At 63.4% G+C, this 13,816-nt stretch carries 10 protein-coding genes; 7 read left to right on the forward strand and 3 right to left on the reverse strand.

Annotation, left to right across the window (positions count from 1 at the left end):
- Nucleotides 1-47 precede the first annotated feature (47 nt).
- The 3 genes from der to ACIPZB_RS04150 all read left to right on the forward strand — a co-directional run bounded on the left by der (nt 48) and on the right by ACIPZB_RS04150 (nt 3,650).
- Nucleotides 48-1,511 carry a ribosome biogenesis GTPase Der gene (gene der, locus ACIPZB_RS04140; protein ID WP_400639098.1) on the forward strand — a complete coding sequence of 488 codons (1,464 nt, stop codon included), beginning with the start codon at nt 48-50 and terminating at the stop codon, nt 1,509-1,511.
- A 211-nt stretch (nt 1,512-1,722) separates the two neighbouring features.
- A complete protein-coding gene (locus tag ACIPZB_RS04145; RefSeq protein WP_400639099.1) occupies nt 1,723-2,871 on the forward strand; it encodes a pyridoxal phosphate-dependent aminotransferase in 1,149 nt (382 codons plus the stop codon).
- Entirely contained in the window at nt 2,859-3,650 is a 792-nt protein-coding gene (locus tag ACIPZB_RS04150) for an amidohydrolase (RefSeq protein ID WP_400639100.1), read from the forward strand. Before ACIPZB_RS04145 ends, ACIPZB_RS04150 begins: the two co-directional genes overlap by 13 nt.
- Nucleotides 3,651-3,908: 258 nt before the next feature.
- Here the strand turns inward: ACIPZB_RS04150 and ACIPZB_RS04155 are convergent, their stop codons facing one another.
- The gene (locus tag ACIPZB_RS04155; RefSeq protein ID WP_400639101.1) at nt 3,909-6,464 is read right to left on the reverse strand and encodes a PepSY domain-containing protein; all 2,556 of its coding nucleotides are present in this window, start codon (nt 6,462-6,464) and stop codon (nt 3,909-3,911) included.
- A gap of 102 nt (nt 6,465-6,566) precedes the next feature.
- Nucleotides 6,567-8,882 (reverse strand): TonB-dependent receptor, encoded by a 2,316-nt coding sequence (locus ACIPZB_RS04160; protein WP_400639102.1) that lies wholly within the window; start codon nt 8,880-8,882, stop codon nt 6,567-6,569.
- Between the two features lie 221 nt (nt 8,883-9,103).
- Here ACIPZB_RS04160 and ACIPZB_RS04165 point away from each other — a divergent pair, with 221 nt between their 5' ends.
- On the forward strand, nt 9,104-9,784 hold the full coding sequence (locus ACIPZB_RS04165) for a Fe2+-dependent dioxygenase (RefSeq protein ID WP_400639103.1): 681 nt from the start codon (nt 9,104-9,106) through the stop codon (nt 9,782-9,784).
- 3 nt (nt 9,785-9,787) lie between these two features.
- The gene (locus ACIPZB_RS04170) at nt 9,788-10,537 is read left to right on the forward strand and encodes a tetratricopeptide repeat protein (RefSeq protein ID WP_400639104.1); all 750 of its coding nucleotides are present in this window, start codon (nt 9,788-9,790) and stop codon (nt 10,535-10,537) included.
- Nucleotides 10,538-10,673: 136 nt separating this feature from the next.
- Here the strand turns inward: ACIPZB_RS04170 and ACIPZB_RS04175 are convergent, their stop codons facing one another.
- Complete coding sequence (locus ACIPZB_RS04175) at nt 10,674-11,837, reverse strand: type III PLP-dependent enzyme (RefSeq protein WP_012270610.1); 1,164 nt, start codon at nt 11,835-11,837, stop codon at nt 10,674-10,676.
- Between the two features lie 504 nt (nt 11,838-12,341).
- On the opposite strand from ACIPZB_RS04175, the gene ACIPZB_RS04180 reads away from it, so the two are divergent.
- Entirely contained in the window at nt 12,342-12,830 is a 489-nt protein-coding gene (locus ACIPZB_RS04180) for an RNA polymerase sigma factor (protein ID WP_400639105.1), read from the forward strand.
- A 17-nt stretch (nt 12,831-12,847) separates the two neighbouring features.
- Nucleotides 12,848-13,816 (forward strand): FecR family protein, encoded by a 969-nt coding sequence (locus ACIPZB_RS04185; RefSeq protein ID WP_400639106.1) that lies wholly within the window; start codon nt 12,848-12,850, stop codon nt 13,814-13,816.

Consider the following 13,816-nt stretch of genomic DNA (forward strand, 5'->3'; position numbering starts at 1 on the left):
CTTGCAGCGGCCTTTGCATTTTCAAGAATTCAAGAGTGGAGAGCCGCATGGTTCCCGTAATCGCCCTGGTGGGCCGGCCGAACGTCGGCAAATCCACCATGTTCAACCGCCTGACCAAGACCCGCGATGCCATCGTCGGTGACCTCTCGGGTCTGACCCGTGACCGCCAGTATGGTGATGCCAGCTGGCAGGGTCGTTCGTACATCCTGATCGACACCGGTGGTATCACCGGTGACGAAGTGGGCATGGACGAGAAGATGGCCGAGCAGTCGCTGATGGCCATCGAAGAAGCCGACTATGTGCTGTTCCTGGTCGACGCCCGCGCCGGCATGACCGCTGCCGACCAGATGATTGCCGAGCACCTGCGCAAGCGCAACAAGTCGGCAATCCTGGTCGCCAACAAGATCGACAACATCGATGCCGACGTCGCCCGCGCCGAGTTCTCGCCGCTGGGCATGGGCAACGCCATTCCGGTGGCCGGCTCCCAGGGCCGTGGTATCAACCAGCTGATGGAGTCGGTACTGGGTCATATTCCTCGTGATGCCGAGGAAGAAGCCCTTGACCAGGAAGTCGCCGAAGGCGAAGAAGCGGTCCGCATTCCAGGCCCGAGCGAGAAGGATGGCATCAAGATCGCCATCATCGGTCGCCCGAACGTCGGCAAGTCGACCCTGGTCAACCGCATGCTCGGCGAAGAGCGCGTGGTGGTCTATGACCAGCCGGGCACCACCCGTGACAGTATCTACATCCCGTTCGAGCGTGATGACGAGAAGTACACCTTCATCGACACTGCCGGGGTGCGCAAGCGCGGCAAGATCCATGAGGAAGTCGAAAAGTTCTCGGTGGTGAAGACGCTGCAGGCGATCAAGGACGCCAACGTGGTGATCTTCGTCATGGATGCCCGCGAAGGTGTGGTCGACCACGACCTCAACCTGCTGGGCTTCGCCCTCGAAGCCGGCCGTGCCATCGTCATCGCCCTGAACAAGTGGGACGGCATGGAGTCGGGTGAGCGCGACTACGTGAAGACCGAGTTGGAGCGCCGGCTGTTCTTCGTCGACTTCGCCGACATCCACTTCATCTCGGCGCTGCACGGCACTGGCGTGGGCCACCTGTACAAGTCGGTGCAGGCCGCGTTCAAGTCGGCGGTGACCCGCTGGCCGACCAGCCGCCTGACGCAGATCCTCGAAGATGCAGTCAGCGAGCACCAGCCGCCGCTGGTCAATGGTCGCCGGATCAAGCTGCGCTATGCCCACCTGGGTGGGGCCAACCCGCCGCTGATCGTGATCCACGGCAACCAGACCGAGAAGATTCCCAAGTCGTACTCGCGTTACCTGGAAAACACCTACCGCCGCGTGCTCAAGCTGGTCGGTACGCCGATCCGTATCGAATACAAGGGCGGTGAGAACCCGTACGAGGGCAAGAAGAACACCCTCACCGATCGCCAGGTCAACAAGAAGCGCCGCTTGATGTCGCACCACAAGAAGGCCGAGAAGAAGCGCCGCGACAAGCGCTGATACCGGGCTGGATTCATCGCCGGCAAGCCAGCTCCCACAGGTAACCCACTGAGCTCAAGAGCGGTGGAGCCCCTGTGGGAGCCGGCTTGCCGGCGATAGGGCCTTTTGATCCAGCGCAATCCCCCCATTGTTTCTGCCTTTTTCCTGACTGCTCGATCCGCTATGCTCGGTTTCCACCCCGTGCCGGATACACCCCAGGAAAGAGGGCTCCATGATCCGCAGCAAACTGCCGAATGTCGGCACGACCATCTTCACCACCATGTCTCAGCTCGCCGTGCAAACCGGTGCGCTCAACCTCTCCCAGGGGTTTCCCGACTTCAATGGCCCGCAGTCACTGCTCGATGCAGTCGGCCGCCATGTCGCCGCCGGGCATAACCAGTACGCACCGATGACCGGTCTGCCGGCCTTGCGCCAGCAGGTGGCCGCCAAGGTCGAACGTCTGTACGGCGCCAAAGTCGATGTCGACCAGGAAGTGACCATCACCCCGGGTGCCACCGAAGCGATCTTCTGTGCCATCCAGGCGGTCATCCAGGCCGGTGACGAGGTCATTGTCTTCGACCCTTGTTACGACAGCTACGAGCCTTCCGTGACGCTGGCGGGCGGCCGTTGCGTGCACGTACAGCTCAGCGCCAGTGACTTCCGTATCGACTGGCAGAAGTTCAGCGATGCCCTGAGCCCGCGCACGCGCATGGTCATTCTCAACTCGCCGCACAACCCCAGCGGGGCACTGGTCACGCGGGAAGACCTGGACCAACTGGCCCAGCTGATCGCCGACCGCGACATTTACGTGGTCAGCGACGAAGTCTACGAGCACTTGGTCTACGACGGCGTGCGCCATGCCAGCGTGCTGGCCCACGAAGCGCTTTACCAGCGCGCGTTCGTGATCAGCTCGTTCGGCAAGACGTATCACGTCACGGGCTGGAAGACCGGCTATGTGATTGCGCCGCCGGCCTTGAGCGCAGAACTGCGCAAGGTGCACCAGTACGTCAACTTCTGCGGCGTGACGCCGCTGCAGTGCGCACTGGCCGACTTCATGGCCGAGCACCCCGAGCACATCGATGAACTGCCGGCCTTCTACCAGGCCAAGCGTGACCTGTTCTGCGACCTGCTCGAAGGCTCGCGGCTACGCTTTACCCGCACGGCGGGTACCTATTTCCAACTGGTGGACTATTCGCAGATCCGTCCGGACTTGAACGACGTCGACATGGCCATGTGGCTCACCCGTGAGCACGGTGTCGCGACCATTCCGGTATCGGTGTTCTACCAGCAACCTATCCCCGAGCAACGCCTGGTACGCCTGTGCTTTGCCAAACGTGAGGAGACGCTGCGTCAGGCAGCGGAAAAACTATGCGCGATCTGAGTGCACTGCCCAATCTGAGAATCGCCCTGGTCCAGACCACCCTGGCCTGGCACGACCGCGAAGCCAACTACGCGCACTTCGAGGTGTTGCTGGACCAGGCTGGCGATGTCGACCTGGTGATCCTGCCGGAGATGTTCACCACTGGGTTTTCCATGGAGTCCGAGCGCCTGGCCGAGCCTGAGAACGGCCCGACCTACAAGTGGCTCAAGGCACAGGCCAAGCGGATCGGCGCGGTGATTACCGGCAGCGTCATCGTCCAGGCCGCCGATGGCAGCCACCGCAATCGCCTGCTGTGGGCGCGGCCAGACGGCGAGATCCTGCACTACGACAAGCGCCACCTGTTCCGCATGGCCGGCGAGCACAAGCACTTCACCCCGGGCGAGCGCCAGGTGCAGTTCGAGATCAACGGTTGGCGGGTGCGCCCGCTGATCTGCTACGACCTGCGCTTCCCGGTGTGGAGCCGTGATGCCCAGGACACCGACCTGCTGCTGTACACCGCCAACTGGCCGGCAGCGCGTCGCCAGCACTGGAACCGTCTGTTGCCCGCACGGGGCATCGAGAACCTGTGCTACGTGGCGGCGGTGAACCGGGTGGGCACCGATGGCAAGGGCTTTGCCTATTCCGGCGACAGCCAGGTGCTGGACTTCCAGGGCGAGAGCCTGCTGAGTGCAGGGGAGGCGGACGGGGTGTTCACGGCGGTGTTGAGTGCGGCGGAGCTGGCGGCCTACCGCACGCGCTTCCCGGCCAACCTGGATGCCGATACCTTCGAGCTGAACTGAGTCAGGGCCGGCCCTATCGCCGGCAAGCCGGCTCCCACAGGTACTGCACAGGTCTCAGGCCTTGTGCTGTCCTGTGGAGCCCAGGTACAGCACAGGTCTCAGGCCTTGTGCTGTCCTGTGGAGCCCAGGTACAGCACAGGTCTCAGGCCCTGTGCTGTCCTGTGGAGCCCAGGTACAGCACAGGTCTGGGCCTTGTGATGTACCTGTGGGAGCCGGCTTGCCGGCGATTGGGCCTGAACTGACCACATCACTTGACGATCAGTACACATCCCGCCGATACCGCCCATCCTCGATCAGCTGCTGTACTGCTGCTTCTCCAAGAATACCGATCAGCGCCGCATCCACCCCCGCCGCCATCCCCTGCAGGCTGCCGCAGACATACACACAGGCCCCTTCGGCCACCCAGCGCTTGAACTCATCGGCCTGCTGCAGCAACACATCCTGCACATACACCTTCTCAGCCTGATCCCGCGAAAACGCCAGGTCCAGCCGCGCCAGGTCGCCGCTATCCAGCCAACCCTGCAGCTCTTCGCCACACAGCAAGTCATGTGCCCGGTTGCGTTCACCGAACAGCAGCCAGTTGCGCTGTTCACCGGCATTGATCCGCGCCTTGAGCAAGCTGCGCAGGCCTGCCAGGCCCGTTCCGTTGCCGATCAGGATCACCGGCGCTGCAGCTTCCGGCAGGTGGAAGCCGCTGTTGCGGCGTACCCGCAGGCTCAGCGTGCCGCCTTGCGGCAGATACTCGGTCAGCCAACCAGAACCCAGGCCCAGGTTGCCGTCGCTGTGGCGCTCCTGGCGCACGATCAGCTCCAGCACGCCATCGCTGGCGATCGAGGCGATGGAGTATTCACGGCTGCCGATGGGCACCAGTGCATCGACCAGCGCTTGCGGCTGCATGCCCACCAGGTGGTCACGGCGTGCCGGCAACTGGCGGCCAGACAGCGCCTGGGCGAGGGTTTCCTGCAAGCCGTCCAGCTGTACTTTGGCGTTGGCATCCAACGCCATGCCGCTGAGAAACGCATCGATCCGTGGCTGGCCGTTGAGTGGCAGGACTTCCACCAGGTCACCGGCCTCCCAGCTGGCAGGTTGTTCCGGGTGCAAGCCGATCATGTACACCGGCTGGCCCTGGCTGCCCGGGTTGAGCAGCTCGCGGCGTACCAGGTTCCAGCTGCCGAAGCTCGGCGCCTGCCAGGGGGCGATCGGCTTGGCTCCGGTAAGGTGTGCCAGGGCTTGCTGCCAGTGTTGCAGTGCCGTCGGGTCGGCGTTGTCCACTTCCACGGCGCTGAACGCACTGCTGGCCCCGCGCTCGCCAAGCCAGGCCTGCAGGCGCCGGGCAAAGCCGCAGAAGTGCGGGTACTGGCGGTCACCCAGGGCAAGCAAGGCATAGCTGAGGTTGTTCAGCGCCCAGGGCTGGCCCAGTACCTTGCGTTCGAAGGCCCGCGCGCTGTCGGGCGCTTCACCGTCGCCAAAGGTGCTGACCACGAACACTGCGCGACGCGCCTGGCGCAGGTCGTCTTCGCCCAACTCGGCCAGGGCGCGCACTTGTACTGGCAAGCCGGCGGCCTGCAGTTGCCCGGCGCTTTGCCAGGCCAGTTGCTCGGCCAAACCGCTCTGGCTGGCGAAACCGATCAGCCAGCTGTCGGCGCCGGCGTTGGCGCTGTCGACGTTGCCACGGGCGGCGCGCACCTGGCGCTTCTTGCGGCGGCGGTCGAGGTACAGCAGCCAGCCGGTGACGAAGAACAGCGGCATGGTCAGGCTGGCGAGGGTGACGATGATGCGCCCCGGCAGCCCGAAGTACTCGCCGACGTGCAGGGCGTAGACGCTCTGCAGCAGCTGGGCCTTGAAGGATTTGTCGGTGTAGCGGTCGTGGCTTTTCACCTGGCCGGTGGCCGGGTCGAGTACCAGGGTGTTGAAGGCGCGAGGGTGCGCCGCGTTGTCTTGCAGATAGAACAGGTTGGCCGGCTGGCCGCCCACTGGCGGCAAGCGCAGGTTGTAGGTGGCAAGGCCGGGCCCTGCGGCATCCTTCAGGGTGGCCCAGATGGCGTCATAGTCGACCACCCGCGGCGGCGCGTTCTTGTCGACTTTCTGTGGCCCGTGACGGCCACGGCCTTCACCGCGTTTTTGCTGCTGGCCGGCGGCGGGCGCATCGCCCAGCAGCTTGTTCAAGCCTTCGCGGTACCACTCGTAGGACCAGAACAGGCCAGTGAGCGCGAACAGCAGGTAGAACAGCAGGCACCAGGTGCCGGCCACCGCGTGCAGGTCCCAATTGAAGGCACGGCCCTTCTTGGCCCAGTCGAAGGTCAGCCAGGTGCGCCAGTTCAGCGCCTTGCGCGGCCAGCGCAGGTACAGCCCGGAGAGGCAGAAGAAAATCAGCATCAGGGTGCAGGCGCCGGTGATCTGCCGGCCGCTGTCGCCCATGGCCAGGAAGCGGTGCAGTTGCAGCATCAGGTTGAAGAAGCCCTGCCCGGCGACTTCACCCTTGAGCTCGCCGGTATACGGGTCGGCGTAGCGCAGCTCGCCCCGGCGTTCGCCGGGGGCAGGGGTGAAGAAGATGCGAGCGGCATTGCCCTCGCGGATATCGACCCACAGCATCGATATCTTGTCCCCTTGCTCGGCCTCGACCCGGCGCACCAGTTCGGCGGGCGGCAGCACGCCTTCGGGGCGCACTTCTACCTTCAGCACATCCGGGTTGAACGCCCGCAGCAGTTCTTCCTGGAACGAGTAGAGCGCCCCGGTGATGCCCATCAAGGCCAGCACCAGGCCAGCGGTGATGCCAAAGAACCAGTGCAATTGGAACAGCGTCTTCTTCACCACATCGATCACCTTGTCTTGCTGCCGCGCGTTACGCGGGGTGCATTATGCCTTGGTACGCAAAAGCCCCGCTCATGGGAATGAACGGGGCTTGGGGGTGCTGCTTTAGAAGTGGACGGCGGTGGTCAGCATGGTGGTCCGCCCGGCCGCCTGGTTGGCGAAGTGGGTGGAGAATGCCTTGTCGTAGTAGACCTCGTTGGTCAGGTTCTGCACGTTCAGCTGCAGGTCGACGTTCTTGGTCAGCTTGTAGGCGGCCATGGCGTCGTAGCGCACGTAGCTGTCGACCATGGTGGTGTTGGCCACGCTGCCGTACACATCATCCACGTAGAACGCGCCGCCACCGATGGTCAGCTTCGGCGTGATCGAGTAAGTGGTCCACACGCTGGCGCTGTTGTTCGGCGTGTTCGGCAGCTGGTTGCCGTCGTTGGCCTTGCCCAGCGGGCCGCCGTCGATCTGACGGGCTTCCATGTAGGTGTAGCCGGCGAACACCTGCCACTTGTCGGTGATCTTGCCGCTGGCCGACAGCTCGACGCCCTGTACGCGGGTTTCGCCGACGTTTTCGTAGCTGTCGGTGTCTACCTGGACGCGGGCATTTTCCTTCTCGGTGCGGAACAGCGCAGCGGTCAGGGACAGGCGCTGGTCCAGCAGGTCCCACTTGGTGCCGATCTCGTAGTTGGTGGTTTCCTCTGGCTCCATGTCGCTGCTCAGGAGGTTGCCGTTGCGGTCGGTGGTGTTGCCCAGCGGGTTGCCTTCCGTGCCTTCGCCCAGCATTGCGCCCGGTGGCGTCGCGGAGGTGGCGTAGGAGACGTAGATGCTGCCGTTGTCTGCGGGTTTCCACACCAGTCCCAGCTGGCCGGTCACGAACTCGCTGGTGTCCTTGCCCTTGGCGACGACGCCTTTGGTGTTCACCACGGTCGCGCCGGAAGCATCGTAGCTACGGTACTGGGTGTCGAAGTGGTCGTAGCGCAGGCCCATGTTCAGCAGCCAGTCAGGCGACAGCTCCAGGGTGTCGAACACGTAGAGGGCGCGGGTGTTGCTCTTGGTATCGGTGCCCGCGTAGTTGCGTGCGATGCTGCCGTTCCACGGATCGTCCGGGTTTGGGTTGCCCAGCGAGGTGCAGTTGTAGCCGCTGTTGGCGCCGATCATGCCTGGGGTGCAGTTGTTGCTGGCGTTGCCTGGGGTGCCCGGCGTGGTGTCGGTGTTAACGGTGTACGACGAACGCTTGCTCTCTTCACGGCTCAGCTCGATACCGGTGGAGAAGCTGTTCTTCAGCCCGCCCAGGTAGAACTCGCCGAACAGGTCGGTCTGGTTGGTGGTGGTGGACGTGTTGCCCACACGGGTGTTGGCCCGGCGCCAGACGCTGCCATTGTTGACGTTGCCCTTGCTGTCGTCCGGCTGGGTCAGGATGTAATCCTGCATGCTGTTGCCGTGACGCAGGGTGTTCTTGATGGTCAGCGCGTCGGTCAGGTCGTGCTCGATGGCGAAGGTGGCGATGTCCACGCGGGTCTTGCGGAAGTCGCGATCGGTCAGGCCGTAGAAGTTGTCGCTGTCGCCGCCGTCGTTGGGCTTGCTCGGGTGCGCCGAGGTGCGCGCGCCGCTGCCGCCAGTCGGGATGGTGTACGGAATACCCGAATCCGGCAGGTCGTCGCTTTCCAGGTGGTAGTAGTCAAGGTTGACGCGGGTCGGGGTGCCGAGGCCGAAGGCCAGGGACGGGGCGATACCCCAGCGGTCGTAGTTGACCTTGTCACGGCCGGCGACGTTGCTTTCGTGGGTCATCAGGTTGAGACGACCGGCAACGGTGTCGCTGAACTGGTAGTTGCCATCGAAGGTGTAGCGCTGGGTCTGGTCGCTGCCCCAGGTCCAGGCACCGTCCAGCGAGTTGCCCAGGTGGGCGCGCTTGCTCACCAGGTTGATGGTGCCGCCTGCGGCGCCGCGGCCACCGATGGCCGAGTTCGGGCCCTTGGCCACTTCGACCGATTCGATGGCGAAGATTTCACGGGTTTGCGCGCCGGTGTCGCGCACGCCGTCCAGGTAGGTGTCGCCCTGAGCGTCGAAGCCTCGGATGAACGGGCGGTCGCCTTGCGGGTTGCCGCCTTCGCCGGCGCCGAAGGTGATGCCTGGCACGGTGCGCAGGGCGTCCTGCAGGGTCAGGGCGTTGGTGTCCTTGATCACCTGCTGCGGGATCACGGTGATCGAGCGCGGGGTGTCCACCAAGGGTGCGGTGTACTTCTGCGAGGAGGCTTTCTCGACTTTGTAGTCGGTGCTGGCCTGTTCAGCCTTGCCATTGACGCTGGTGGCGTCGAGGGTGATCGCGCTGTTGGCGGCCGGGTCGGCGGCATAGGCGCCGGAGGCGCTGAGTGCGACGCCAATGGCGGACACGAGCAGGCGTGGTGAACTCACTGCAGATGGTACGTTACGCATTGTTATGGACCTTCCCCAAGGTGTGAAGGCCGCGGATCATAGTGTAAGCGATTGTAACTAGCAATTGAGAGTCGTTACCATTCGCTATTAATTTACAATCTTTACAAATTCTCTTTACGTTTTGGGTAGGCTGAAACGTCTTAAGCGCCGAAAGGGCTTGTGCGGCGTAAAAGGGAATCAATATCATTGGCGCCTTTACACTTTCTGACGGTGCCGTCGCCATGCTGCTTCACATTCCCGGTCTGTTCGACAACGACGAACTCGCCCGCATCCGCGAGGCCCTGGAGCAAGCCGACTGGGCGGACGGCAAGGTCACCGCCGGTTACCAGTCGGCCAAGGCCAAGCACAACCTGCAACTGCCGGAAGGGCATGCGTTGGCCAAGGAAATCGGCAGTGCGCTGATCGACCGGCTGTGGCAAACCCCGCGCTTCATGTCGGCCGCGCTGCCGCACAAGGTGTTCCCGCCGTTGATCAACTGCTACCGCGAAGGTGGCAACTTCGGCTTCCACATCGACAACGCCCTGCGCCAGCCCAAGGGCAGCCCGGAGCGGGTGCGCACCGACCTGTCCTCGACGTTGTTTCTCAGCGACCCGGACAGCTACGACGGTGGCGAGCTGGTGATCCAGGACACCTACGGCATTCAGCAGATCAAGCTGGCCGCCGGCGACCTGGTGCTGTACCCCGGCACGAGTTTGCACAAGGTCAACCCGGTGACTCGCGGCGTGCGTTATGCGGCGTTCTTCTGGACCCAGAGCCTGGTGCGCGAGGACAGCCAGCGGGCGTTGCTGTTCGAGATGGACAATGCCATCCAGCAATTGACCGCCGATGTGCCGGATCACCCGTCGTTGCTGCAGTTGACCGGCACTTACCACAACCTGCTACGCCGCTGGGCCGAGGTCTGAGCCGTGTCCTACCAGTTGCGACGTGAAGAAGAGGTAAATGTGGCTGGCCTGCGAGCAATGCTCGAACACAGCCCAGGCCAGGCTGCCCAGGCGATCCTTGCGGCGGCGGGGGAGGGCGTGGTCGAGGCGCAGTCGTTGCTTGGGCAGATTTTGCTCGACGGGCGCGGTATCGAAGCGGATGAGGGCGTGGCCCGGCGCTGGTTCAGCATCGCCGCACAGGGAGGCAGTGCCATGGCGCACAACATGCTTGGGCGTTGCCTGGAGCATGGCTGGGGTGGAGATCAGGATTTGTCGCAGGCCGCCATCCATTATGCGCATGCGGCCGACGCTGGCCTGGACTGGGGCCTTTACAACCTGGGCAACCTGTTGGCCACGGGGCGTGGGGTGCCTGCTAACCAGGCCCAGGCGTTGCTCTGTTACGAGAAGGCCGCGCAATTGGGCCATGCCAAGTCGATGAATCTGTACGGGCGGTATCTGGAGCAGGGTATCGCCACGGCCCCGAGCCCGGTACGGGCGGTGCGCTGGTATCGGCGCTCGGCCGAGGCGGGGGATTTTCGCGGGATGTTCAGCCTGGCGATGGTGCTGGCCGAGCGTGGGCAGGTCGCCGAGGCGGGGCCTTGGCTGGAGCGGGCGCGGGTCGAGGGGAACCTGAACTTTCTGCGCAGTGCGTTGGTGACCCTGCAGCGGGCGGGGCCGATGTTGATGGCCTTTGCGGCGCGGTATGCCGAAGAGTTGGAACAACGCGAGACTTGAGGTGATTGTACTGGCCCTATCGCCGGCAAGCCGGCTCCCACAGGGAACGCCTTGTGCAGTACCTGTGGGAGCCGGCTTGCCGGCGATAGGGCCGGTACAGACAAAACAAAACGGGGCCTTTCGGCCCCGTCTTGCATTACAGGTAGTAAGCCTTCAGCGGCGGGAAGCCGTTGAATTCCACCGCGCTGTAGCTGGTGGTGTAGGCACCGGTCGACAGCCAGTACAGGCGGTCGCCGATCGCCAGGTTCAGCGGCAGGCCGTACTTGTAGTTCTCGTACATGATGTCGGCGCTGTCGCAGGTCGGGCCGGCGATGACCACTTCTTCGGCTTCGCCTTTCTTCTCGGTCCAGATCGGGAACTTGATGGCTTCGTCCATGGTTTCGATCAGGCCGGAGAACTTGCCCACGTCGGTGTAGATCCAGCGCTCGACCGCGGTGCGCGACTTGCGCGCCACCAGCACCACTTCGCTGACCAGGATACCGGCGTTGGCGATCAGCGAACGGCCAGGCTCCAGAATGATTTCCGGCAGCTCGTCACCGAAGTCTTCCTTGAGGAAGCGGATGATCTCTTCGGCGTAGGTTTCGAGGCTGTTGGTGCGGGTGATGTAGTTGGCCGGGAAGCCGCCACCCATGTTGATCAGCTTCAGCTCGATGCCGTCTTCTTCCTTCAGGCGCTCGAAGATCACCTTGACCTTGGCGATGGCCGCGTCCCACACGCTGATGTCGCGCTGCTGCGAGCCTACGTGGAAGGAAATGCCGTATGGCACCAGGCCCAGGTCACGGGCGAGGATCAGCAGGTCCATGGCCATGTCGGTCTGGCAGCCGAACTTGCGCGACAGCGGCCAGTCAGCAGTGGTGGAGCCTTCGGTGAGGATACGCACATAGACCTTCGAGCCCGGTGCGGCCTTGGCGATGTTGCGCAGGTCGGCTTCCGAGTCGGTGGCATACAGGCGCACGCCCTTCTCATAGAAGTAGCGGATGTCCTTGGACTTCTTGATGGTGTTGCCGTAGCTGATGCGGTCGGCGCTGACGCCGCGGTCCATGACCTTGTCCAGCTCGTAGATCGAGGCGATGTCGAAGCTCGAGCCTTTCTCTTTCAGCAGGTCGATGATCTCGACGGCCGGGTTGGCCTTGACCGCGTAATAGACCTTGGCGAACTCGAACCCGGCGCGCAGGTCGTCATAGGCCTGGCTGATCATCTGGGTATCGATGAGTACGAACGGGGTTTCCTGTTTGTCGGCGAATGCCTTCATTTTCTGGAAAGTGTCGCGCGCGAAATAGTCTTCGACCTGGATCGACATGCTCAGGGACTCCATGGGCAAACTGAAAAAGTAAGTGGCTGCAACTGAACGTCCTCCGTATCCCCACTTTGGTTCGCCTACTCAGTACTTGAGCCGGATGGATCGTTTCCAGCATGGACGTTCGGCGCGCACTTTAGGGCGTGAAGAATGCAGAATCAACAGGCAATCCGGGGGTGATCGGCGTTGATTGACGCCCCATCGTTTGAATAACCGACTCGTGTGACCGGCAGACGTTCCCTGGGATGTTTCAAGCGTAAAAAATTGTGGAATGGACCGCAGGGAGGCCATCGCGGATGAATCCGCTCCTACGGGCTTTTCCGGTTTTCTGTAGGAGCGGATTCATCCGCGATGCGGCATCAAGTGTTCATATTTATGGCCACGCAAGCTGGCACTTCGGTGCATGAAATTCGCCATAAATTTTTTGTTACCGATCGGCGGATTTGCCCCTATTGATGAGAAACATTACTATTCGCACCCTTATCCGCCTCCCTGACGACCCTGACCGTGTCCGGACACAAAGGCTTTCTCGACCACTACCACGAGCTGATCGGCACCTGGACGCGCAAGCTGCGCAGTCGACAGCAGGCCGAGGACCTCACCCACGACGCGTTTGTCCGGGTACTGGAAAATCCGCGCGAGCAGGTCGAGCAGCCGCGTGCCTATCTGCATCAGACCGCGCGCAACATCGCGGTTGACGGTTTTCGCCGCGAAGACCGGCGCCAGGCCCTGGAGCTGGAAGCCTTCGAGGAGGGCGCCAGCGGTGCCAGCGACCCGGAAGCCTACGTGCATGCCCTGGAGCTGGCCGACAGCGTCGAACGGGCGCTGGCCGAGCTACCCGTCAACTGCCGCCGGGTGTTCATCTGGCAGAAGATCGAAGGCCTGAGCCAGGCCGAGATCGCCGAGCGCATGGGTTTGACCAAGAACATGGTCGAAAAGTATATGATCCGCACGCTCCGACATCTGCGTGAGCACCTGGATGTGTCGGCACGATGAGTCAGGAGACCTTGCCCATGAAACAGCACGCTACCGATAGCGTCCGCGAGCAGGCGGCCGAATGGTTCGCCCGCGTGCAGGATGCACCTCGCGATGCAGGGCTGCAGGCAAAGCTCGATGCCTGGCTGGCCGTCGACCCGCTGCACCGTGAGGAATACCAGCAGCTCGCACGGCTGTGGCAGGCCACCGACTTCATTCCACGCCAGCGACTCGAAGCGTTGTGCCAGCCCGAGCCGGTACGGCAGTTGCCACGTCGGCGCCTGTTGCGCCAGGCATTGGCGGCCAGTGTGGCGGTGGTGGCGTTGGGGCTCGGCTGGGGCGGCTGGAAGTACCAGCAACTGAATCATCAGGACACCTTGCAAACCGCGTTCGGTGAGCGCCGCCAGGTGGTGTTGCCGGACGGCTCGCACCTTGACCTCAATGGCGCTACCGAGCTGCAGGTCGACTTCAGTCCAGGCCGGCGGCATATCGTGCTGCGTGCGGGCGAAGCGATGTTCAGCGTCGCCCATGACAGCAGCCGCCCGTTCGTGGTCGATACCGCCCAAGGCAGCGTGACGGTCACAGGTACCCGTTTCGATGTGCGTCAGGATCCGGCCGCCACCCGTGTGGCCGTCGAGCAAGGCTCGGTGCGTGTGCAGGGCATGGGCATGGGCACCGCGCTGGCGCAACTGGGTGCCGGGCAAGGTTCGCATATAGATGAACAAGGCAACGTAGCGGCCCCCTATACGGTCAATGCCGCCGCGCTGACCGCCTGGCGCCAGGGCAAGCTGGTGTTCGACAACGCCACCTTGGCCGACGTGGTGGCGGAAGTGTCGCGCTACCGTACCGAGCCGCTGCGGGTCGCCCCCGGCAAAGTGGCGCAGCTGCGCGTGTCCAGTACCTTCAGTACCGACGACACCGATGCCTTGTTACGCGCGTTGCCGAGCATCCTGCCGGTGGCCATCAAAGCCCACGAAGATGGCTCACGCGAAATTATTGCGAAATAG

It is taken from the genome of Pseudomonas sp. NPDC089396 (genome assembly GCF_044749545.1).
In the GTDB taxonomy this organism is placed as follows: Bacteria; Pseudomonadota; Gammaproteobacteria; order Pseudomonadales; family Pseudomonadaceae; genus Aquipseudomonas.

Bases quoted from the DNA above. Each gene is read 5' to 3' on its own strand.
- ACIPZB_RS04185 (WP_400639106.1), top strand. From the start codon at position 12,848: ATGAAACAGCACGCTACCGATAGCGTCCGCGAGCAGGCGGCCGAATGG.
- der (WP_400639098.1), top strand. From the start codon at position 48: ATGGTTCCCGTAATCGCCCTGGTGGGCCGGCCGAACGTCGGCAAATCC.
- ACIPZB_RS04175 (WP_012270610.1), bottom strand. From the start codon at position 11,837: ATGTCGATCCAGGTCGAAGACTATTTCGCGCGCGACACTTTCCAGAAA.
- ACIPZB_RS04145 (WP_400639099.1), top strand. From the start codon at position 1,723: ATGATCCGCAGCAAACTGCCGAATGTCGGCACGACCATCTTCACCACC.
- ACIPZB_RS04160 (WP_400639102.1), bottom strand. From the start codon at position 8,882: ATGCGTAACGTACCATCTGCAGTGAGTTCACCACGCCTGCTCGTGTCC.
- ACIPZB_RS04165 (WP_400639103.1), top strand. From the start codon at position 9,104: ATGCTGCTTCACATTCCCGGTCTGTTCGACAACGACGAACTCGCCCGC.
- ACIPZB_RS04150 (WP_400639100.1), top strand. From the start codon at position 2,859: ATGCGCGATCTGAGTGCACTGCCCAATCTGAGAATCGCCCTGGTCCAG.